Below are 21,199 nucleotides of genomic sequence, written 5' to 3' on the forward strand. Positions count from 1 at the left end.
GAATTATTCTATAAGAATAATTAGCTTCTAACGATATAAAGCTTAAGGAAAGAGCTGTCAGGCCCAACAGTGGCACTCCAACTATTGGCACGAATGTATACGGAGACAACGCCTGATGCTTTATCATAAGAACACGACATATTCAGACTTACATAAGCTGTATCGGAAGGTAATTGTAATCCTGAGTATGAACTGGTCTTTGAATACGAACCCATAACGAAAGCAAAATTATTAACTGTCAATGATGCATAATCGCTTTGAGATTTGATATTCCAAGAAGCTGTGTAATTACTATATGAGGTAGGCGCTCCAATGTATGTTGCAGAAGCTCCCATAAATCATACGGTTTTACTGAGACGGTTTTATTAAACCGGGCTACTACTTTCAGAATGGTCGTTTTATAGCATATAGCAAAGGTAGTACTATCAGTGGAAATCCTCAGATCATTATGAATGTTTCTGAATATAAAAACTTCAGTTACTCGATAAATGAGGGTGGTGAAGGTTTTGGTTCTTTGTTTTATTTGATAAAGAACGGCAGCATTATTTCTTCTGCACGTTCAGGAGCAAATGTAAATGCCGATTATTTGGTATATTCATGGTCTGCCACTGGAAATAGCGGCGGACACGGTTATCTTGTAGTTAGATAATCACAGGATTTAATCAGTTAAGAATAACAACGATAGATAAACCTATTGATGTGCCAATCTGCGTAGATTGCCCCGCAGAAAGCGTAAGCGAACCTTTTGTGCCATATCCCGTCCAGTATATAGTGCATCCCTGAATTGCATTAAACGTGGCATAGCCTTGTTTTCCATTATGATATAAAGAACCCGTTGCGCCGTCGCTGGTACTTGTAAATCCGCTTGAATTGGCAGTGAAATTACTTTTGCCCGTGTCGAGATTATAGTATGCGCTTGAAGACCATGACTCGGAGCCATATTGTGAACAGTTAAATATAGCGTTTGCTTTCGCGCCTCCTTTAAGTCATATGCCATTGAGTATTACGGTAATGGAACAGATGCATAATAAAGCTTACCTGCGGTTCCAGCTCCATCGCCCGGAGAGCCGTTCCCATGGACAACACTTATCGCTCCAGTGCTAGAATTATATGATATTGAAGTTGTGAAGTATTTGGTTGTTGCGTAATTGTTTCCGCCATAACCGTTAGTACATACGAAGAAAAAGTTTTTATTTGTAAGTTCTTTATAATTTGACAGCTTAGATGCTACATTCCCACTGTATGTAGGGCTCCTTTGGTCAAATGATGCAATAAGGACTATTTCCGCTCCACTAGAACTGACACCATTTTTAACTACTGTATCAGTGTCGTAAAAGCCCGCGGGAAGCGTAATCTGGCTTCCTGCTCCCAGGACAATATCGGACAAAGTTGTTGTGCCCGAAGTAACTGCATTTACCTTAGATGTAGATTTATAAGCGCCATATACTTTTGCTGGGTTTTTCTTCATGGTTCCCGTGATCTTACTGCCATTAACATAAGCGGTGTAACCAGTAAGAATCTGGGCAGCAGCTGCAGTCGCATCACTTGTAAACGTACCCTTTGTGTTAAAGATTGTTGTGCCTGCCTTTATGTTACCTGCAACGAGATTAGCATCGCCTTTAATAGTTTGAGCGCCAGATAAATATGAACCAGCGGCAATTGTCTGGTCTGCGGTACCGGGTGTATATGTAGCAGCTCCTGTTGATTTCATAGTACCGGTGATGCCGCTACCGCTTGCGTTAGTAAATGTCTTGCCGGCAAGTACGTCTTCTGCTGTGGCTGTGCCGATCTTCGCAGCTGAGACGGCACTGTCTATGTCAGCCTGCGACTTAAAATCCACAAACTTATTGTTCTTATCAAAGTATCCGTATTTACCATTTACTTCGCCAAGACTGAATGGAACGGTTACATTGGCTCCAATGTTTGCTCCACTTCCGATGGTAACGTTGTCTCCAACGCCCTTAACCTTGTTCTCAAGAACGCCTACTCTTGTACTAAGGTCAGTAACAGTCTCCTTAAGGGCAGAAAGTGAAGCTGTCATGGATGTGATATTGTCTTCTGTTGTAGCAGCTGTGGTTCCACCAAGAGCTGTCACCATACCGGAAAGCATGTTGTCGAGAGTCTCAAGATCAGCTTTCTTATCATCAATATCAGATACGGTTCCCTGAAGTTCTTCAAGGCTTTCCTTTAATGTCTCAACAACGGATGAGTCTGCCTTAGTATCTATTTCGCCCTGCATACTTTCAAGGGCAGTATTTATTACAACTACCTCTGCCTCTGCAGCAGAGAGTTTTTCTTTTGTTTCATTTAACTCTTCTTCAAGGGCATCTACATCCTCCTGAGATGCCTTTGCAGCATCAGAGGTCTTGAGCTCATTAATTTCTTCCTGAAGCTTTCCTTCAGATTCTTCATTTTTCTGTTTTACAAGAGCGAGCTGCTGCTGAAGGGATGTAATCTTCTCTTTAAGTCCTGTAATCTCCCCTTCTTTTTTCTGCATATCTGTCTTGAGATTGTTTATTTTCTGACTATTATCGTAATTGTCACCCTGCAAATTCTCAATCTGCGCATTAAGGGTTGTTATCTGTCCCTGGATACTTCCTTTGAGCGTATCAAGAGAAGCGGTCATTGAAGCAATCTCAGAGCGAAGTGCAGCAATGACTTCTGCGTCGGCTGATGCGGCTTCACCATTCTCTTTAATAAGATTATTGATAGTCTCACTCTGTTTGTTATATCTCTCAAGAAGGTCATTATACTTTGCCTGAAGGTCAGATACGCTGGATGTGGAAGCGTAATCTGTAGTAGCAGATGTTGTATCTTTCTGAAGAGATGCGCCTTCGCTCTTAATAGCTGCAACAGTATTCTTAAGTTCCGTTACATCAGCCTCTACTGCAGCAATTCTCTTTTCGAGTGCTTCAATATTGCCAAGTACAGCCTTTGAAAGAGAAGTCTCTCCTGCCGCCTCTTTATTCTTTGAATCAAGATCTGCTTCAATGAGAGCCGCAACAGACTTTGATAAAACCCTTGTCTGCTGGTCAGTAAGACTATATGAACTTATCATCTTGGTAAGCTTTGTTTCGAGCTCCTTGATCTCAGCGTCAGTTACAATACCTTCGTATGAACCATTGATGAGATTTGCAGTAACAATCTCAGCAGCACGCTGTGCAATATCTGCTGGTACTCCGTCAGATACAATAATGCCACTCTGTGTATCAGTATCCTTGGCAAGATAATCCTCGATATACTGTTTTGTAATGACTTCAATCTCATCCTGAGTTTCAACTACCCGGTCTTTTGCCAAAGCAGTCTGAGCAGCTTCGTTGCTTATAGCATTATAAGCAGCTGACCCAGCTGTTCCGCCGATACTTCCAAGCATAAGTGCTGCTGCCACCATAATAATAAGTGTTCTCTTAGAAACGTCCTTCTTTTTCATCGGTAAGTTGCCTTCCTTCATATAAATCAAATTCATAAGTTGCGTATATAGTGCGTTTCAAACGCCCGAAAGTTATTATGGAGTGGTTAGAAATTGTTTTTATCGTGGCAATTATTCTGCACATGACCTATAAAGCCTTATACCTGTGCAGAAAATATTGGCATATAAAAATGACACCTCTTTTGAGATGTCATCTTGTTAATTTCCTGCAATACGGTAAATGTGTTGCTAGAATAGTCTGTAATTATAAATATCGTGCGAGAAAACCCCTCCCGATGAAGTCGGTTGTGGGGATGGAACGCCTTTACGCGAACGGCTGTTCGTGATAAAATAAGTCAATCGGAACCTTGAAAACTGTATATATGAGGTTGTGCCATGAATCTAATAAACTAAGAACCTGTGGCACGTAAAATATACAAGGTGTTTAGTTCCCAAGCGCCAAAAGCGCATATAACAACATTTTTAAGTATGCCGAAGGGGTTCCGCCCTAACGGAGTAGCGGCACCGTGAACGTGCCTTACTATATCACTTAGATATTGTAAAAACCATTTACGATAACATCGGTGGTGGTAGTTCATTTGATGGTCCGAAATATTATCTTTGCCTCTTTTTTGATATACATATCATATGCCTCAGGCAAAACCGGTGTTTTATTCTGAAATATATGATATATGCGTCAATGATATGACTTTATACTTATAATTTCTGCCAGTCTAAATTTTTTTTGTTGGAAACAGGCACTTTCAATTATAATTTTCTGCCAGTCATATTGTTTTCTTTGTTGGCCTTAATTACCTGAATGATTTTCTTTGGATCAGCTTCTCCTCTATCTATCTTTTCTGCAATTATCTCATCATCCCATATAATGCCCTTTTCCTTATCTTCCTCTCTCATCTCATTTAGATACCGATAGAATGTTGATTTTGTAATTTGAGCAAGCGTAAAACACTGCGTTGCGGTAAGCTCGCCTCCAAACAGTTCATAATGATTTCGTATGATACGTTTGGCTCTCTTTTGCTTCTTGGTAATAAGCTTCTGTCCAGGCTGCCGCCCGACCTTACTTCCCATGAGTTTTGCCTGTTTTAGTCCTTCTGATGTTCTTTTGGATAATAGTTCCCTCTCTTTCTGCGCATGGTCGAAAGCTAAAAATATCTGCTTTTCTGCAACTGATAGAAGGTAATCATTAAGCCCTCCGATAACTGTGTTGATAAGCTGCGCCGTTTCGCTATCCATTGAATCTGTTGATATCTCAATCTTTCTTTCAGAAGCATCACGATAGATCTTCGAGTTGATGTGAGGCTCTTTTAAAAATTCAAGCTCAATCCCAAGTGAATACAACTCTTTGTATTCGACTATGGCTTCTTCTGCATTTCGGCTAAAACGCGAGACCTCATCAAAAACAAGTTTACTCACATTCCCCGCTCGGCACTGCCTCATCAGTTTTTTCCATTTTGGTCTGTTGTCGGTGCTTCCGGTATAGACTTCTGCTACGATAACAATATTGGGGTAGGCTGTTTTTAGATTTTCTATTTGTCTCCGTAAAGATTGTCGTTGTGTAGAGACGCGAGCGTACCCGACCACGATTTTTTCTTGTTTCAAATAAACCACCTCCTTCAAAGGATTATAACAGTTTCATTTGGAGGTATTAAATAAAACAATTGGACTATGAAAATGGGAAATAAACATAATGATTTTTTATGGCGTTGAATTTTAATAATGGAGATTTGTTTGTGAATTGCAAAAGGATGATTTTTACGAACTTCACAAAATATCTTTATCGGAACGTTTTCGCTAAGTAGTTCTTTTGATGTAAAGTCTAAAGTTTCTGCTTACAGAAGTGCGACACATGATAATTTCTTTTGCATAGTTACATCTATAGCTGCACATAATATTTCTTATGGTGATCCAACTCCCACTTGGACATATGATTCCTCTACAGGGACATTAACATGTAGCGCGGGATGGGGCGGAGAATATTATCTGTATTGTAATTGCAGAGTTTATTACACTCCCGAACCATTACCTACAACGTAAGTAGTATTTAAGCGAACTGCGCAATATTCCACAGCTTACTATATTTATCCAAGTACTTCTAGTTCATCATTTCCAGAAATGTTAATCAACGGATACAAAGGCAAGAAGTTTGTTATTACTGCGTATACTGTGGAGGGTTATACTCTCACATATTCTCAAAACGGAACAGTGCTAACCGGAACTTACTATGATTGTAGTTACAATAATGGGCACACTAATTATGTATATGCTCCTTCTAGCATAACTCGATTATATGTGTTCACAGGAACTATAAAAACTGATTCGGATTCTTTTTCTTACTATAACTATGGTGGTGGCTATTGGTCACAGTTGTGGATTGAATAATTAAGGTATTATTCAAATGAACTGCACAAACAGGCACAGTTACTATACCTGATCCTAATACATCAACATCTCCTGTCACTGTAAATCTTGGTTTTCAGCCTAAAGTGGTTATGTTACGCCTTGATTACTTGAATGGTGCTTATGCCATTCTTTCATATAATGCAAATCTACTACCAGGCATGTGGATACATTCTAGTTATGCGGGTGGATGGTCTGGTGGAGCAGCAAGTCTAGGTTCTGCTAGTAATACATTCACATTCAATATAACTTCTAGTGGATTTAGTATAAAAGTTACTATAGGTGGAAGTACGTACTACGGAACTTATATGGCGTTAAAAGATGTCTGATTTCAACGAACTCTGACGGTTATTGATGCTTACAGGTTTTTGCGGCTCACTCTATTACAGTAGAGAACCATAGCGGATGCAAGTATCTGATTATCTGTGGAACCTCTTTTTATTATGACACTAATGTCAATCAGATTGTTCAGAAGAATGGCAGTTATTTAACAGCAATGTATTCATTAGCGCCTGTTAAAAATAATGAAGGATGGGTTAATGGAACTGCTGTATACATAGGTGATCTAACATCAAACTCTGAAGTATTCAGCAAGAATAACAACGGTGGTCAGAACCTAATATGTGACCTTATTGTATTCCAATAATTTGCGTCTTATCAAAACGAACTGCGTCAACGCTAGATTTTACCTTGGTTAGAGATAGCGGTTCAGGTACATGGAACAATCAATCAGTTACGTTTTCAAATTCAGATATGGACTTTAAAACAGCAACACTTACATCTCAATCTAGTGATGCTTCTACTTTCATATTCTTGGATGGCGCACAGTATGCGATGAGTTTGAATACACCCATTGATATTTCATCTACCACATCAATTAAACTTTTGCTTTCTGCTAAGGTTGGTAATTGGTCTGTAGTTAGGTTGGCGAAATAAAGTATTATCTTGGGGAACAACTATTATATCGTTTGGTTCAGTTGCATATGTTCTATATCCACCAGTTGCAACTTTTTTAATTGTGTTTGTTGGTACAAACAATATTTCTAATGCTGATTTTGCATTGATTTTAAACGCTTCAGTATACGCTGGAAATATAAGTTTAAATTGATTGAATGACGGTAAGCTATCCATAATCACTCAATATAAACAAAAAACGGCTTCCACCAATAAACGCTATAAGTGGAGTTATAACCACATGAAGGAAGATTATAGGTCTGTCCTGCGGAAAGGCTTGTGTTTACTGATATTACCGCGCCAGAAACATTCTGATACCAACCTTTTACAGTGCAGGATTGATTTGCCGTAATAGCAAAATTGGAATTAGCAGTAACGGTAGCTTTGCCACAGGAAATACCAGATATGGTCGATATAAACATTGCTGCATTATTGACCATACTTCCAATTACTACACGACCGTTCATGACATCGCCTGTAGACTTGGCTATCACTCCGACATCCGACAATGTTCCTCAAAAAATCACCACGTAAATGTGTGGTAAAAAATTGTACCACTATTATGCCCAAGGAATGAAAAAATCATATCATAATTTAGATTTGAAAATGTAACTCCAGAACCTAAATCTGTAATAGATTCACCTTTAACTCCTACAACATGACTTCCTTGACCACCACCTTGAGTATAGGTGAAATTTCTTAAATTTGATGTATTAAACACTGCTGCATTATACATGTTATAAGGTGTTGTTACTGTTACACCGTTTTGTATTTGATAGTATTGAGGGCTTGAACTGTAATTTAAAATAAATCCATATCCTTCCGCTGGAAAAGAATCAGTTCGCTCTTATAATACTATTTTCATCCACATGGATGAAAAGTTTTCAAAGTAATACAGTTGGCATGATGTTGCTGTAGCTTTTATAATAGCCCAACCATATCCACCACCCGCACTCGCAGTTCCTGCCTTTTGGGATAAGATTTCGCAACCAGATATTACTTGTAGTTCATAATTAGGTACTGTAGGATTGGTTTGCCCTAATATGTATATATTACCAACCGTTAGTCCGCTGTATTGGCCATAGTTTCCAACCCTAGAATACGTTGGGGTAAAGGGTTCCAAAGACAGAGTTCCTACAAATAATACCTTATTTTAGAGTAACCCAATGGGCTTTATAACTAGAACCTTGATAGTGCCCTGACAATGCACTCATTTTGGCTTGGAATCCCGTATCGGTTATGTACATGTAGCCATTTGGATTTAGCGTATAAGGGTATCCAAGAACTGCCGGAGCATATCCCCCACCAACACCTCCTATAGCATAATATTCCGTAGTGCTTACACTACTATCGTAATAAGCCATTTGTACACCATTTCCTTGATGAAAGCAGTAAAAAGCAATGCTCGGTCTGTACCCTACATTGATTGTAACAGTTTGGTCTGGCCAGTAATCACCAGTAAATGTGATAGTGCCTGTGTCGCCAGTTCCTCCAGATGGTACTCCATTTTTCACCACGGTATCTTTATCATAAAAGCCCGCAGGAAGCGTAATCTGGCTGCCTGCTCCCAGGACAATATCGGACAAAGTTGTTGTACCTGAAGTAACTGCATTTACCTTAGTTGTAGATTTATAAGCTCCATATACTTTTTCGGGGTTTATCTTTATCGAACCTGCAACTTTGCTTCCGTTCACATATGCTGTATATCCTGTAAGAATCTGCTTTGCAGTTGCTGTTGCGTCACTTGTATATGTTCCTTTTATATTAAAAACTGATATACCTGATGCGATATTTTCTGGTTTAAGATTATTGTCGCCCTTAATCGTCTGAACGCCTGATAAAAATTGCCCAGCAGCAATAGTCTGATCTGTATAACTTGGGGTATAAGTTTTAGTACCTAAAGACTCAATTGTTCCAGTAATCTTACTTCCCTTTACATACGCAGTATAACCCTTTAGTATCTGAGCCGCGGAAACCGTCGCATCATTTGTGTATGTGCCATCTATATTGTAAATCGATGTTCCTGCTTTGATGTTTTCGGCTTTAAGGTCAGCATCACCTTTAATAGTCTGGTCGCCAGAAAGATATGTGCCAGCGGCAATTGTCTGGTCCGCGGTGCCAGGTGTATATGTAGCTGCCGGAGTCTTTTTCATTGTTCCTTCAATGCCGCTGCTATCAGCGTTTGTAAATGTTTTACCTTCGAGTACATCCGCAGCTGTAGCCGTACCTACTTTTGCTGCTGAAACAGCACTGTCTATATCTGTCTGGGATTTAAAGCCTATAAATGAATTGTTGTTGTCAAAATAACCGTATTGCCCATTCACTTCTCCAAAACTAAAAGGTATATTTACATTTGGACCAACATTTGCCCCACTGCCAATAGTTACGTTATCACCAACATTTTGAAGCTTAACTTCAAGAGCTCCGACTCTTGAGCTTAAACCAGACACAGTCTCTTTTAATGATGCGAGTGAAGCTGTCATAGCCGTTACATTATCGTTTGTAGTTGCAGCTGTAGTTCCACCAAGAGCTGTCACCATACCGGAAAGCATGTTGTCGAGAGTCTCAAGATCAGCTTTCTTATCATCAATATCAGATACTGTACCCTGAAGTTCTTCAAGGCTTTCCTTTAATGTCTCGACAACAGATGCGTCAGCTTTTAAGCCGGTGGCTGTTTCAAGGCTTCCGATTGCTGTGTTTGCAGCAATAAGGTCAGCTTCAGCCTGGGCAAGTTTAGCCTGTGTCTCACCAAGTTCTGTCTCAAGAGCGGTTACATCCTCCTGAGATGCTTTCTGTGCATCAGAAGTCTTAAGCTCGTCAATTTCTCCCTGAAGCTGCGCTTCTGAGGAAGCATTAGCGCTTACCATGCTATCGATCTGTCCCTGAAGGGATGTAGCCTTTTCTTTAAGAGCTGTAATCTCGCCCTCCTTTGCGGTAACAGACTCTTTAAGTTTCGCAATCTCCTCGCTGTTATCGCCATCATCTTCCGGGATATTTTCAATCTGTGCTTCAAGAGCAGATATTTGCCCCTGCAGACTAGTTTTAAGGGAATCCAGGCTAGATTTCATCGAAGCGATTTCAGAACGAAGCGTTGAAATGACACTGGTATTTACTGAAGAAGATGAGCCTTGTTCTTTAATAAGATTATTTATCGTTTCACTCTGTTTATTGTATCTTTCAAGAAGATTATTATACTTGGTCTGAAGGTCGGATACTGTTGATGAAGAAGCGTAATCAATAGTTGTTTTTGTTGTATCTTTCTTCAGGGATGCTGTTTCGCTCTGAATAGAGGAAACGGTATTTTTTAACTCTGTCACATCTGCTTCTACTGCGGATATTCTTTTCTCAAGAGCATCAATATTTTCAAGTACAGCTTTTGAAAGAGTAGTCTCGCCTGTTGCTTTTGTATTCTTAGAATCAAGATCGGCCTCTATAATAGCAGCAACGGATTTGGATAAAGCCTTTGTCTGTTCATTTGTAAGATCGTATGAACCTACAAGCTTTGTAAGTTTCGCCTCAAGTGCTTTAATTTCTGTATTTGTTACAATCCCTTCATAGGAACCGTTTATAAGATTTGCGGTAACTATCTCAGCGGCACGTTGCGCAAGGTCTTCTGATACATCATCTGATTTGATAATGCCGTTCTGCACATCAGGATCCTGAGATAAATATTCTTCTACATACTGCTGCGTGATGGTCTTGATTTCATCCTGAGTTTCTACGACTCTATCTTTGGCAATAGCAGTTTCTTTCGACTTATCATTTATTGCACGATAAGCGGTAGAACCTGCTGCCCCTCCGAATGAACCAATCATAAGCGCAGCTGCAGCTACGATAGCAAGAGTTCTCTTAGATGTGTCTTTTCTTTGCATTACTTTGTCACCTTCCTTTTATAAAATTTAGCGAGAAAACCCCTTTCGATGAAATCGGATGTGGGATGAATCACCTTTACGCAAACACATGTTTGTGCTAGAATATATAGCATATCGGAACCTTGAAAACTGTATATATGGAGTTGTGCCATGAATCTAATAAACTAAGAACCTATGGCACGTAAAATATACAAGGTGTTTAGTTCCCAAGCGCCACAAGCGCATATATAACACTTAAAGTATGCCGAAGGGGTTCCGCCCCAACGGAGTAGCGGCGCCGTGAACGTGCCTTACTATACCGCAAGGTATTGTAGAAACCATTTCCGATTACATCGGTCTTGGTAGTTCATAAAAACAAAATATTGATTGTTTCATTAAGCTGTTTGAATAACAAACAAAGTTGTTATAGTAAAATTATAGAAATGCCTGATGAAATAATAGTTTTCTGCACATAAAAAATGACACCTCATTCGAGGTGTCATTTTGTTTTTAAGCTGCAAATCTTTCGAGCATATGAATATCTTCTTCCTGTTCTTCATCTTCTCTTCCAGCCAAAACGCTCAGATAATTATGAAGCATTACAGCTGGCGGATCCTGCTCCCAGTAAAGCGGTCTATCAAGATCAGGCTCTCCGTTAACTGACTTATAAAGAAGTGATACCCCAAAGTCGGGCTCAAGCCATCCTGTTTCTTCATCAAAATTGCAGTATGTTCCCTCTGCAACAAAGAGATTGGTGTTTCTCAGGCGATAAAGAGGCCCGGTAACAATAATGCGGTCCTTACCAAGACCAGGATTTGTTTCAAACTCCTCATAATCATACTCTTCATGAGCAGTATCCATTTCCCTAAGATACTGAATATTCTTGATAATCATAATTTCCTCCTTATGCACAAATTCTTCTGTTAAGAACATCAACAGAGAAACCATCGAAGTAGCCATCCTCTTCAGGGTAGCTTCTGAACACATCAACAACCATGTGCTCATCATTCCAAGTATCACCAATTGTGCAGAAGAAATTTCCAACAAGAACATTTTTTTCTCTCTCTCCGCCATCCTTGCTAACAACATTTCTGATGATCTCCGCAGTTCTCTTATTAACTTTACTCAAATGGAGAGGAATGATATCACACTCGCCTTCACATACATACTTTTTGTTGTCGATAATATCATCGACAGATGACAGATCCTCAAAATTATTGAAATATGTAATCTGAGTTTGAGTGCAACCATCTGGAAGAATACGGAAAAGATCAAAAATGAGATCTCCAGGGCGCTTTTCGTCAATGCATCCGCTATTTCTTTCTACATAAACGCGATAGCCTCTATACATAAAAGAAAAGTGGTGATAGCCATCATTTGACTTATCAAGCATAAAAACACCTTTTGTGTTCTCGACAGTTTCGAGAGCTTTCTCGAACTTTCTTTGTCTTTCTAATAAACTATACATATTGTTCTCCTTTCATTTAACCGACATAAAATTTAACAATTAAAATATGGAATTATCTGAGCAAAATAAAAGACAGGTATTTGCAAATACCTGTCTAATAACTTATGCGACTAACTTTTCAATTTTTGAAATTTCTTCAAAGCCCTGCATGTGTATATAGTTATGCAGCATAGTTGCTGGCGGATCCTGTTCCCAGTATAAAGGAGCGTCAAGATCAGGCTCGCCCTCCGCCTTATAAAGAAGTGATACACTAAAGTCCGGCTCTAGTTCTCCATCTTCATTGCAGTTGCAGTAAGTGCCTTCCGCAATGATCATATCTGTGTCCTTAAGACGATATAATGGGCCCTCAATAAGTATGCGATCCTCACCAAGATCCGGATTTGCCTCGTGCATATCACAGTCTTCAAACTCCATCTCGTCAATCTCTGTTATATCTGTTATTACTTTTATTACCATAATCCCTTATTCCTTTCTTTTAAATACACTTTCTTGATAAGGGTATGGATTTATTTGGCAAAAACAAAAAAGCACCGCACAAGGCGATGCTTTTTACACTAACTATATTTAGTTTTTTATCTGAATATTCAATTCCAAGGGATTTATGAACTACCATACCGATGACATCGGAAATGGTTTCTACAATACCAAAGTTGTATAGTAAGGCACGTTCACGGCGCCACTACTCCGTCGGGGCGGAACCCCTTCGGCATACTTTAAGTGTTATATATGCGCTTGTGGCGCTTGGGAACTAAACACCTTGTATATTTTACACACCACAGGTTCTTGGTTTATTAGATTCGTGGTGCAACCTCATATATACAGTTTTCAAGGTTCCGATATGTTTTCATTTTAGCACAAACACATGTTTGCGTAAAGACGATTCATCCCACATCCGATTCATTTTGTCGGAAGGGGTTTCTCGTTGAATTTTATAATATATTTACTCATAGATTATACTCTTTCAAAATGCTTAAATGATTAACAGAGTGTCCTCATCTTCTTCGATAGTATTCCCTTTCACTTGCAATGTTTTGTCGTATCTTATTCTCCTTAATCTTTGTAGATAAGCTGCACCATCCCATTTGAAAAATATATGACATCATCGTAGCCTGTATATTTTTCTATGCATTCCTCAGGTATCTCGATTATTCTTTCATTCTCCATGATCAGCTCCTTTTATACGGCAGAAAAAGCATCCATATCAAACCACTCAATATCGTCATCTTCTCCAAATACATTTTTGTAAAGCTTCGAATCATCCGCACCCTTTATGGCAAAAATATTATCCATGCCGATAATACTAACCACAACGCGGTGATCATCATCTTCATTGCCGCTCTTTCCTTCAATTACATCTTCGATAGTTACATAACCGATAAGAAAGTCACTCTTAAAGCCATTTTCGCCAATATAGCTTTCTTTGCAGAGCCTTTCAAAATACTTGCTCTTAAAAAGCACAGCTTTTGACTTTTTTAAATGTATTTTCGAAGTGCTTCCTATCTCGAACAGATCAGTAGATGTAATATCTTCTTCACGTTCAATTGGTGGCAAGACTTCGCTTAGCTTCTTCCAATTCATTTCTCATTATTCTCCTTTAACTGCGATATTTAAAACTGGACCTCAATCCCATTATCTTGCAAAACATTACGTGCTTCTTCAAACTGCTCTGCATCGACAATAAAGATATTATCATCTGAATGTTCGTATCCGATTTCATTGCTATCCAAGATAGCCATCGCACATTCTTCCTGTTCGAAGTCAGTTATAATAATCGTCCTATCCATTAGATTTACTCCTCTACTACTATAAAGCCCATTTTCTCAAGCTCAGACTTCTTGATAACCACTCTGTTAATGGTCCCCTGAGCGCATTTAACGCTCTCGACGCTCACCATGGCGGGATAATCAGCATTGTTGTTTTTTACAGCAATCGCCTGTCCAATACAGTTACCAAGATCGTAGTTCCAGGCCCGGATACACGTTCCAGTAGCAAGCTTTTTTGATAACGCCATATTTCTCTCCTTTTCATAATCTGTCATAAATAAAATATTCTTATCTATCATGTTAAAAACAAGCAAAAATAAAAGCAGGCGCTCAGCGCCTGCTTTATCAATATCTCATGCCACAGTAGATACTACTGTTAGCATATCTGCGTGTCTTTTAAAGAAGTCCATCTGCATATTCCGGCTCTGAGATACGAATGGCTTATCAAACAGCGGCTTTTCACCGCATGTCATCTCGCCATTTTTAAACTCATAAGTTTCTGTCTGCCTTCTCTCTTTAACATGATAAGTAACATCAGAAAGGCCACATGTACTCTCATAGAGGAACGTGATAACAACTTTTACAGAATCTCCACACCTAAATGCTTCTGTCTTTTCCACGCTGGCAACGCAAGGAGCGATCCCACCGGATTCAACAGCCTCGATGTTCTGTCTTGTTTCAAAAGCATCCAGAGCAATATCTATATACTTAGAGCTGCTATGCCCAAGCATCTTCCAATAGAACGGCATTTTATTCCTCCTCAAGCGCATCAGCAAGCTGCTTTTTTGTGATTACATTCATAAGATGATTATTTGTGTACTTTTCATACAGGGCTTTCTCCTTATCACTTTCAGGCATCCTAGCAAGGATATTTCTCATGATATCTCTTTCAAGATACTCGTTTTCAAGGAACTCATCCTTGCAGGCAAACATCTCTCCGTGGTTAAACTCGCCTTCTGTCAAGAACTCATAGCGGGTAGCATCTGCCATCTGCTTTACGTGAACGCCGCATGTCATGGCATTTTCAGCATCCTCATCAACATCCTGAGCAATCCTATCGACAATAATATGCATAAGATCTGAAAGCCCATATCCGTGCGTGAGCATCCAGTTAAGCTGATATGCTTTATAAACCCTATCTTCAAATGCAGTTCTCTCGTCATCTTTTCTTGTCTTATTAAAATTCTCCATGTTATTCTCCTTTCATGATCAAACATTAACAATATTACTTGTAATATGTCTGATTTAGGGCAAAATAAAAACGCGCCCAGGGTACTAGCCGGACGCGCATGTCATTTCTGCTCATTTCTCATTTGATTTTAAAATACTTGCTGCATAAAGCAGCTTTTCATTATCATTTTCATCCATAGCTTCTTGTGCATACATCTTGAAAAACTCCGGCATGATATTGTTAATATAACCGGCAGAAAGTGAAAAGCCATTCTTTAATGCGTCATAGGTTTTCTCTAAAGGTGATCTTTTGCCTTTGTAGTATCCTAATATGCTAATTATCAGATCTCTGTCTTTTCCAATCTGTTCACATGAAAATTCACCTGTAAACACTTTTCTTGCATATGTTTTGACGGCTTCAGCTAAAACCTCACTGTAGTTTTCAGCAGAAAATTCAAAATCTGTTTTAAGCGCGTTATTGATATTGTCTATATATGTTTTGGCATATTCCTTAGCGCACTCTTCCTTCGTCCATCCGTCTATAGGATGTCTTCTTTTAGGCCTGACAGCTCTAATGGATTTTACAAGAAGGTTTCTGGCTTTTACAGCACTATCAAAATCATAACAATTAAATGTGATATTGGATGACTTCGCATTTAAAAAGCGGTCCTTTGTCGATGCGTCTACTGTGATCAGTACATCATACATATCGCCTTTAGTCTTTGTTTGCCTTTTCCTTATACAGTCAATGATTTTGCCATATGGCATTGCCTCTGGGTTTTTAACATCTTCTTCGGCCATACTATTATTCATATCCTTAGTCTGCATTACAAATATCTCCTTTCACTTGTTCAAAAGCCATCTGCAGACCTTCTGACCAGCAGATAACAAATGGAGATATGCGCCTGCCCGCTCTATAGAAAGCTGAATTTTCATACCAGGATGAATCAAATTCTTCAAACAAGTCTCTGATCTGGCTATCAAAATAGATATCTTTATCGGAAACGTGATAGAGCTCATCATCTAAATAAGAAATAATGTCATCAAGCTGGCTTTGCTGCGCTTCTTCCCAGTCTTTTTCCTGGTCATCTATCGCATCATGACAGGCCTTGATAAGATCTTCTTCAATATCTTCTTTTTCAAATGTATAAAGGTCAGAAGCAGTCTGTGCCTTCTCGACAAGATATGTAAGATCTTTTGTGTACTTAACAAGGTTCGCAACGGATTCCTTGTGATACCATGAAAATACAGCGTCCCCAAGATCACCTGTGATGATCAGATTACCTTTCTGAGTATCCAGAATATATCTGATTGCATTATTGCTGCTATCACCGTTAGCCCAATCAATAATCGTAAGCTCTGGTATTTTCAAAACCACCTTTGCGCTATGCTTTTCAAAACGCTTTCTTGCCTTCTTTATCTCTTCGTTAATATACTCGCTCATTTTTATTCTCCTCTCTTTAACTGACATAATATTTATCTTTACTATCATGGATTTTTTTAATTTTTTCAAAACCTTATGATTTTCTGCATAAAAAATACACCCACACTTGTGAGTGTATTATAAATAATTTAATTATCTAGCTATATCGCTGTTTTCTAAAGTGTTTTAGCCATTGCTATTGCTTCAGACGTTTCATTAGCAGATTTTGTTTCCAGGAAATACTTGGCAAGTTTCTGCACCAAATCTTCCATTGCTTCAGCTTTTCCTTCAATTCTGCCTTCGACTCTACCTTCAATAACATCTCGATTACCTTCAAACGAATCACATGTTAAGCATTGTTTTCGCGGCATAATATTTCTTTACACTGACATGGCATGCTTTGCAAGCGCGTTCTATCGAGGTTCCAAACTCTTCAACTACTCCATCCACGTCTTGAATGAGCTTTTCAGCTCTACCTTCTTCACGGAAGGCATTCATGGTTTCAACTTCATTGTATTCAGTTAATAACATCTCGATTACCTCCGAACTGAATTTCTCAAGAATATCTTTCAAGACATCCTTCTCTATGCATCCCTTCACAGCCTCATCCATTGCTGTATCTTTATCCATAGTAAGGAGATTTTTTCTTACTATCTCAACCAGGATAGCATCTTCCTTTCAATAATATTGATCAGAAGATGCCCTAAGGACCCTTCTGATCAAACAAATAATCAGTAAGCCCTTAAAGGACTAGTTAAAACAGAGTAATTTTCATCTTCATTATAGCAAATATGCATTAAAATACAAATGCATCACTCTGCCGTATTAGGAACAAAAAGATGTTTGATGAGATCATCAAAAGCTTTATTTATCCTGTTTCTTTCTTCTCCTGCAGGGTAAGCTCTGTACATAATACCATTTTCTTCCCAGTAGAAGCTGTCAGCTCCCCTTGAAAGATAAGTATCAATGATACCTGCTGCCTTTAACTTATCTGAGATATAGCAGTCAAATGCTCTTGCCCAGAGCTCGCAGTTACTTGACCAGTATCCGTGCCCATTTTTTGTGAACAGTTCATCAAATTTCTTGGAGCCTTTTAAAAACTCTTTGGCATCCTCAATGGCATAATAAACCGCTACAAATTCTTTTGGAAGGATATCCCATGTCCGGTAAAATGTTCCATCTTTCTCAAAATGGATCTTGGCTTCAGTTGCAAATTCCGCAGGGATTTCATATCTTTTAGCAAGATAGTAATCAAGGGCATGTCCCCATTCATGGGCAAGACAACCTGCTCCGCTCATTCTGGTGAGATTGATAACATTTCCGCCTGGTTCAAAATGAGCTGAAGCACTACTTCTTCCTCTTGACCCAAAAGCAATTGACATCATATCCCCAAGAGAAGTGCATTCAGGCTTTATCCCAAGGATATTTGCCATATTGAAAAATGAATTATAGCACATGGTAAGGTTTAATACTCTTTCATCAGCATTAAGCCAGTTGCCCCATTCGCCGCCTCTAAAATGGAATACTTCCATGAAGTTTTCTGGAACGGCGATCAGAGAATCAGCATCCATTCCGCCAATCTGTCTGACTGTATCAAGCTTTTCAGGAACAAACTTTCTTTTTCTTCTCTTGATTTCCTTTTCTGGAACGTCAAGCTTTGCAGCTATAAAAGCTTTTCTGACATCATTAAGTGTCTTTTCCAGTTCTTCAGCTTTACAGATCGATAAAACCTTATGGCTTCTTAAGCTTGTAACAACTGCATAGCCTTCCTTTATAAGTTCAGCTGTAGCATTAGGCAGATGGTAATAAGACCAAGCAGATGAACAGCCAACCATGAAACATTTGCTTTTTTCGCTATCATGCCAGGATTCATTATCCCTATAAAACTTATCTGGTTTCATAAGATGACGATCTGAAGGGCACATACCATCGTAGATAAAGCCCCAGATGTCTTCATTGGCATCCTGCATGGCAGCTTCTTCAGGTGTAAATCCAAAACGCTGTTTAACAACGCATCTGTGGATCTGTTTTGGATCCCAGTCTGTAAAAGTAGTTGATGTCACAGCACATGACGCATCGCTTGATACATAACTGCCTGATGTAAACTGCTCTTTTGCCCAGGAAATAAATGATACCTGCTGCCCGTCCACAAGAATCTTACATGGCTCAGTTGCATTCATGACCTTGTCACGGATAGATGTTACTGCGGAAACATATTTGCGTCTGTAATCATCTATATGAGTTCTTGCTGGTCTTGTGTAAAGTGATTTTCTGATCTCATTCTGCCAGAATACAAGATCCATGTTGGCATTTTCTGCTTTAAGCTTCTTCATGTTAGGCGCTTTCCAGATAAAGTCTCTTTTAAGACACTTATCCTTCTCTGTTTCATTTAACTCATCATATTCCATGAGCCCAATAGTGCCTACAGCGATATCGGCTCTGCTCATAGGGATCTCCTCCCCAAATCTGTGTTTGTTAGCAATTCCCATAATTATTCTCCTTTCGTTATCTGACATAAAATTATTCAAGGAGAATATGTTAAAAACAGGGCAAAATAAAATCGGCGTGGTGATCTTAGTATAAAATAAAAGGAGCAGGACCGCATATATACGGTCTCCTACTCCCGTTTTGCTATATTTAGGATATTTTCCTGTTTTTCTTTTTAGGAACCTGTAGATCCAAGATGAGAGTTTCTACATAATCCCAAACTTCAGCAGGAGCACCTCTGTCGCATTTGGCCTGGATCTGATTAACAATATATTTGCCATCCTCTATTCTTATTTCAACCGTATAAGCACGGCCGTCCTTTTCGAGATGATATATAGCGCATCTGTCAGCATTCACGGATTCTGCATACATGGCAACGCAGTGCCGCATCTCACTTCCTTCCTGGATTATCCTCTTTCTACTGGTTATTTTTTCAAACCCTTCCTTAAAGACATCATCCAGTGGGCTAAATACCGAGTCCTTAGGAACAATTATATCCGGAGTATCTTCATTCTTCTGAGAAAGTGCCATATCAATATTGGCGTTCTGTACTTTTCTAAATGATTTCCATTTGAGACTAACAGGTGTTTTTGAATTCAAGGAATGATGAACATAATCTTTAATATCAGCCTTTATGTTCCGTTTGTCTTCCGCAGCAAGCTCTTTTCCTTCAAGAAGCTTCTTTTCAAGATAAGCAGAGAGTACATCCTCGGCAACGGCATTTTTTCTTCTTGCGCTTCTGCAACTATTTCCCCGAATTATTTTATTGGTAATGGCGTTATAAAGGATATTCTTTGATTTTTCATCAACATATTCCTTCGTTTTCATATAGGCGTAGCCTCTATTGATGTCGAGTCTGTTCCAATTTATATCCTGCCCGTTTTTATACTTTGTTTTCATAAGATGGTCGCGGCTCATAAAACCTATGCAGTCATTCCAATAAATTGCAGGAAATACCAGCCCATTTTCCTTTGCGCTTCTGCAATCTCTTATTACATCCAAAAGAACCATGCTCTTTTTTGATACGGGAAGGCTCAAAAGAGCATCTAGGAAAATTTTTGAACCCGATTCATCTATTATCTCGATAAAGTCTCTTACCATCACAGGAAGGTACTTCCCAAATCTCTTTATATAGATATTCCCGTTCCCGTAGAAAATAAATTCATGATAGGTCACATGGATCCCATAATATCTCCGCTTCCCTTTATTATCCACATCTATTCTAATCGTATCAGAAATACCTATCGTAACAAAAAGTGGCTTTTCAGCATTTTCCGGAGCATCTTCATAACGGGGGAAATCTATTTTTACTTCACCCCATTTTACAGGCTTCATTGTCGTTACCATATTGGTCTTTTTAAACATGTAATCAAAAGCCTTTTTATCTGATTTTTCAACAAAATCAAAATATGTATACTTTCCATCAGGACAAACATTTCTTATGATGTCGTAGAGGAGTATATTTTCTTTTGCATTTTCCTGTCTATGTTCATATGCTGATGTGATTTCTTTTGCAGCTTCTTCAACAGGAAGTCCTTCCGCATACCAGGCACCGATTTTATCATTATCTGGTTTCAACCTTTTTCTTATGTACTCGCCAAGCTGATAAGAATTAAGTTCGGGTTCAGTAGTGCTTTTTTTAAGATACTTAAGCCTTTGATGTCTTGTACCAATATTTTTATATACGTATTCAGGGGAACTGTTTTCTACAAAATACTGTCCGCACAGTACAAATAAATAAAGTCTATAAACAAACTCCTTAATTTCGATAGGAGCAATTGTGCGGCGAGTAAATATTTCTTTTCTATTAAAGAAATAGCCTGTACCAATATCATCTATGAAATGTATATATCCCCTATCTGGCAGACCGTCAATAATATAACGATTCTTCTTACAGAAACTAAAGAAGTCCTTCTCTTTTTCATTATCTACAATATATGTCCTGATTTTGCCAAGACTTCGGATCACATCTAAATCCATCCCGCCTTTAATAAGCCTTTTATACTGAGCGTAAAGAAGTGTATTATTGTTGCTATGAAAATAATAATCCCAGCAGTATTTAACTTTCCCTGCTTCTTCTAATGGAAAGTCAGGAATATTCTTCATGATACAATAAAGGTTATTTAGAGTCCTGATGGATACGTCGGTCCTTTTAAGAACCGCCATTTGAGCACTTGTATAGCCGTCTCTTTTAGCTCTTTCAATTATCCTTATCTGTCCCTTTCGAGTAAACTTTGGCATATCTCTGAGCCCTCA

At 38.9% G+C, this 21,199-nt stretch carries 22 protein-coding genes; 2 read left to right on the top strand and 20 right to left on the bottom strand.

Annotated features, from left to right (window positions below; all coding sequences use genetic code 11):
* Positions 1-20: 20 nt before the first annotated feature.
* Complete coding sequence (locus BPR_RS21140) at positions 21-335, bottom strand: hypothetical protein (protein ID WP_207636509.1); 315 nt, start codon at positions 333-335, stop codon at positions 21-23.
* Between the two features lie 113 nt (positions 336-448).
* Between BPR_RS21140 and BPR_RS17310 the strand changes: the two genes are divergently transcribed.
* Complete coding sequence (locus BPR_RS17310; RefSeq protein ID WP_042258525.1) at positions 449-649, top strand: hypothetical protein; 201 nt, start codon at positions 449-451, stop codon at positions 647-649.
* A gap of 354 nt (positions 650-1,003) precedes the next feature.
* On the opposite strand, the gene BPR_RS20140 is transcribed toward BPR_RS17310, so the two are convergent.
* A complete protein-coding gene (locus BPR_RS20140) occupies positions 1,004-3,430 on the bottom strand; it encodes a coiled-coil domain-containing protein (protein WP_013282797.1) in 2,427 nt (808 codons plus the stop codon).
* A gap of 747 nt (positions 3,431-4,177) precedes the next feature.
* On the bottom strand, positions 4,178-5,038 hold the full coding sequence (locus BPR_RS17325; protein ID WP_322786867.1) for a recombinase family protein: 861 nt from the start codon (positions 5,036-5,038) through the stop codon (positions 4,178-4,180).
* A gap of 504 nt (positions 5,039-5,542) precedes the next feature.
* Here BPR_RS17325 and BPR_RS21145 point away from each other — a divergent pair.
* Positions 5,543-5,809, top strand: coding sequence for a hypothetical protein (locus tag BPR_RS21145; protein ID WP_207636510.1), 267 nt, complete (start codon positions 5,543-5,545; stop codon positions 5,807-5,809).
* 891 nt (positions 5,810-6,700) lie between these two features.
* On the opposite strand, the gene BPR_RS17330 is transcribed toward BPR_RS21145, so the two are convergent.
* From BPR_RS17330 to BPR_RS17410, 17 genes are all read right to left on the bottom strand, one after another.
* Positions 6,701-6,958: a hypothetical protein gene (locus BPR_RS17330; RefSeq protein WP_013282799.1), complete on the bottom strand. Its 258-nt coding sequence runs from the start codon at positions 6,956-6,958 to the stop codon at positions 6,701-6,703.
* A gap of 2 nt (positions 6,959-6,960) precedes the next feature.
* Positions 6,961-7,290: a hypothetical protein gene (locus tag BPR_RS17335; protein WP_042258529.1), complete on the bottom strand. Its 330-nt coding sequence runs from the start codon at positions 7,288-7,290 to the stop codon at positions 6,961-6,963.
* Positions 7,291-7,304: 14 nt separating this feature from the next.
* Complete coding sequence (locus BPR_RS21150; protein ID WP_013282801.1) at positions 7,305-7,517, bottom strand: hypothetical protein; 213 nt, start codon at positions 7,515-7,517, stop codon at positions 7,305-7,307.
* Between the two features lie 412 nt (positions 7,518-7,929).
* A complete protein-coding gene (locus BPR_RS20145) occupies positions 7,930-10,653 on the bottom strand; it encodes a coiled-coil domain-containing protein (RefSeq protein WP_013282803.1) in 2,724 nt (907 codons plus the stop codon).
* A 489-nt stretch (positions 10,654-11,142) separates the two neighbouring features.
* Entirely contained in the window at positions 11,143-11,526 is a 384-nt protein-coding gene (locus BPR_RS17350; RefSeq protein WP_013282804.1) for a hypothetical protein, read from the bottom strand.
* Positions 11,527-11,536: 10 nt separating this feature from the next.
* Positions 11,537-12,100, bottom strand: a complete 564-nt coding sequence (locus tag BPR_RS17355; protein ID WP_013282805.1) for a hypothetical protein — start codon at positions 12,098-12,100, stop codon at positions 11,537-11,539.
* 102 nt (positions 12,101-12,202) lie between these two features.
* Positions 12,203-12,556, bottom strand: a complete 354-nt coding sequence (locus BPR_RS17360) for a hypothetical protein (protein ID WP_013282806.1) — start codon at positions 12,554-12,556, stop codon at positions 12,203-12,205.
* A 720-nt stretch (positions 12,557-13,276) separates the two neighbouring features.
* Complete coding sequence (locus BPR_RS17365) at positions 13,277-13,678, bottom strand: hypothetical protein (protein WP_013282807.1); 402 nt, start codon at positions 13,676-13,678, stop codon at positions 13,277-13,279.
* A gap of 29 nt (positions 13,679-13,707) precedes the next feature.
* A complete protein-coding gene (locus BPR_RS20875; RefSeq protein WP_013282808.1) occupies positions 13,708-13,884 on the bottom strand; it encodes a hypothetical protein in 177 nt (58 codons plus the stop codon).
* A gap of 5 nt (positions 13,885-13,889) precedes the next feature.
* On the bottom strand, positions 13,890-14,111 hold the full coding sequence (locus tag BPR_RS17370; protein ID WP_013282809.1) for a hypothetical protein: 222 nt from the start codon (positions 14,109-14,111) through the stop codon (positions 13,890-13,892).
* A gap of 105 nt (positions 14,112-14,216) precedes the next feature.
* Complete coding sequence (locus tag BPR_RS17375) at positions 14,217-14,612, bottom strand: hypothetical protein (protein WP_013282810.1); 396 nt, start codon at positions 14,610-14,612, stop codon at positions 14,217-14,219.
* Between the two features lies 1 nt (position 14,613).
* Positions 14,614-15,054 (bottom strand): hypothetical protein, encoded by a 441-nt coding sequence (locus BPR_RS17380; protein ID WP_013282811.1) that lies wholly within the window; start codon positions 15,052-15,054, stop codon positions 14,614-14,616.
* Positions 15,055-15,165: 111 nt separating this feature from the next.
* A complete protein-coding gene (locus tag BPR_RS17385; protein ID WP_013282812.1) occupies positions 15,166-15,861 on the bottom strand; it encodes a hypothetical protein in 696 nt (231 codons plus the stop codon).
* Positions 15,851-16,477: a hypothetical protein gene (locus tag BPR_RS20150; protein WP_013282813.1), complete on the bottom strand. Its 627-nt coding sequence runs from the start codon at positions 16,475-16,477 to the stop codon at positions 15,851-15,853. Before BPR_RS20150 ends, BPR_RS17385 begins: the two co-directional genes overlap by 11 nt.
* Positions 16,478-16,798: 321 nt before the next feature.
* Complete coding sequence (locus BPR_RS17400) at positions 16,799-17,086, bottom strand: hypothetical protein (RefSeq protein ID WP_042258533.1); 288 nt, start codon at positions 17,084-17,086, stop codon at positions 16,799-16,801.
* Between the two features lie 182 nt (positions 17,087-17,268).
* Positions 17,269-18,945: an LPD1 domain-containing protein gene (locus tag BPR_RS17405; protein WP_042258536.1), complete on the bottom strand. Its 1,677-nt coding sequence runs from the start codon at positions 18,943-18,945 to the stop codon at positions 17,269-17,271.
* 148 nt (positions 18,946-19,093) lie between these two features.
* The gene (locus BPR_RS17410; RefSeq protein WP_013282817.1) at positions 19,094-21,184 is read right to left on the bottom strand and encodes a PcfJ domain-containing protein; all 2,091 of its coding nucleotides are present in this window, start codon (positions 21,182-21,184) and stop codon (positions 19,094-19,096) included.
* Between the last annotated feature and the right edge of the window lie 15 nt (positions 21,185-21,199).

The sequence above is a fragment of the Butyrivibrio proteoclasticus B316 genome (assembly GCF_000145035.1).
In the GTDB taxonomy this organism is placed as follows: Bacteria; Bacillota; Clostridia; order Lachnospirales; family Lachnospiraceae; genus Butyrivibrio; species Butyrivibrio proteoclasticus.

Excerpts from the sequence above, each read along its gene's own strand:
- BPR_RS21140 (WP_207636509.1), bottom strand. The coding sequence starts at position 335 with ATGGGAGCTTCTGCAACATACATTGGAGCGCCTACCTCATATAGTAAT.
- BPR_RS17310 (WP_042258525.1), top strand. The coding sequence starts at position 449 with ATGAATGTTTCTGAATATAAAAACTTCAGTTACTCGATAAATGAGGGT.
- BPR_RS20140 (WP_013282797.1), bottom strand. The coding sequence starts at position 3,430 with ATGAAAAAGAAGGACGTTTCTAAGAGAACACTTATTATTATGGTGGCA.
- BPR_RS21145 (WP_207636510.1), top strand. The coding sequence starts at position 5,543 with ATGTTAATCAACGGATACAAAGGCAAGAAGTTTGTTATTACTGCGTAT.
- BPR_RS17330 (WP_013282799.1), bottom strand. The coding sequence starts at position 6,958 with ATGGATAGCTTACCGTCATTCAATCAATTTAAACTTATATTTCCAGCG.
- BPR_RS21150 (WP_013282801.1), bottom strand. The coding sequence starts at position 7,517 with ATGTATAATGCAGCAGTGTTTAATACATCAAATTTAAGAAATTTCACC.
- BPR_RS20145 (WP_013282803.1), bottom strand. The coding sequence starts at position 10,653 with ATGCAAAGAAAAGACACATCTAAGAGAACTCTTGCTATCGTAGCTGCA.
- BPR_RS17350 (WP_013282804.1), bottom strand. The coding sequence starts at position 11,526 with ATGATTATCAAGAATATTCAGTATCTTAGGGAAATGGATACTGCTCAT.
- BPR_RS17355 (WP_013282805.1), bottom strand. The coding sequence starts at position 12,100 with ATGTATAGTTTATTAGAAAGACAAAGAAAGTTCGAGAAAGCTCTCGAA.
- BPR_RS17360 (WP_013282806.1), bottom strand. The coding sequence starts at position 12,556 with ATGGTAATAAAAGTAATAACAGATATAACAGAGATTGACGAGATGGAG.
- BPR_RS17365 (WP_013282807.1), bottom strand. The coding sequence starts at position 13,678 with ATGAATTGGAAGAAGCTAAGCGAAGTCTTGCCACCAATTGAACGTGAA.
- BPR_RS20875 (WP_013282808.1), bottom strand. The coding sequence starts at position 13,884 with ATGGATAGGACGATTATTATAACTGACTTCGAACAGGAAGAATGTGCG.
- BPR_RS17370 (WP_013282809.1), bottom strand. The coding sequence starts at position 14,111 with ATGGCGTTATCAAAAAAGCTTGCTACTGGAACGTGTATCCGGGCCTGG.
- BPR_RS17375 (WP_013282810.1), bottom strand. The coding sequence starts at position 14,612 with ATGCCGTTCTATTGGAAGATGCTTGGGCATAGCAGCTCTAAGTATATA.
- BPR_RS17380 (WP_013282811.1), bottom strand. The coding sequence starts at position 15,054 with ATGGAGAATTTTAATAAGACAAGAAAAGATGACGAGAGAACTGCATTT.
- BPR_RS17385 (WP_013282812.1), bottom strand. The coding sequence starts at position 15,861 with ATGCAGACTAAGGATATGAATAATAGTATGGCCGAAGAAGATGTTAAA.
- BPR_RS20150 (WP_013282813.1), bottom strand. The coding sequence starts at position 16,477 with ATGAGCGAGTATATTAACGAAGAGATAAAGAAGGCAAGAAAGCGTTTT.
- BPR_RS17400 (WP_042258533.1), bottom strand. The coding sequence starts at position 17,086 with ATGGATAAAGATACAGCAATGGATGAGGCTGTGAAGGGATGCATAGAG.
- BPR_RS17405 (WP_042258536.1), bottom strand. The coding sequence starts at position 18,945 with ATGGGAATTGCTAACAAACACAGATTTGGGGAGGAGATCCCTATGAGC.
- BPR_RS17410 (WP_013282817.1), bottom strand. The coding sequence starts at position 21,184 with ATGCCAAAGTTTACTCGAAAGGGACAGATAAGGATAATTGAAAGAGCT.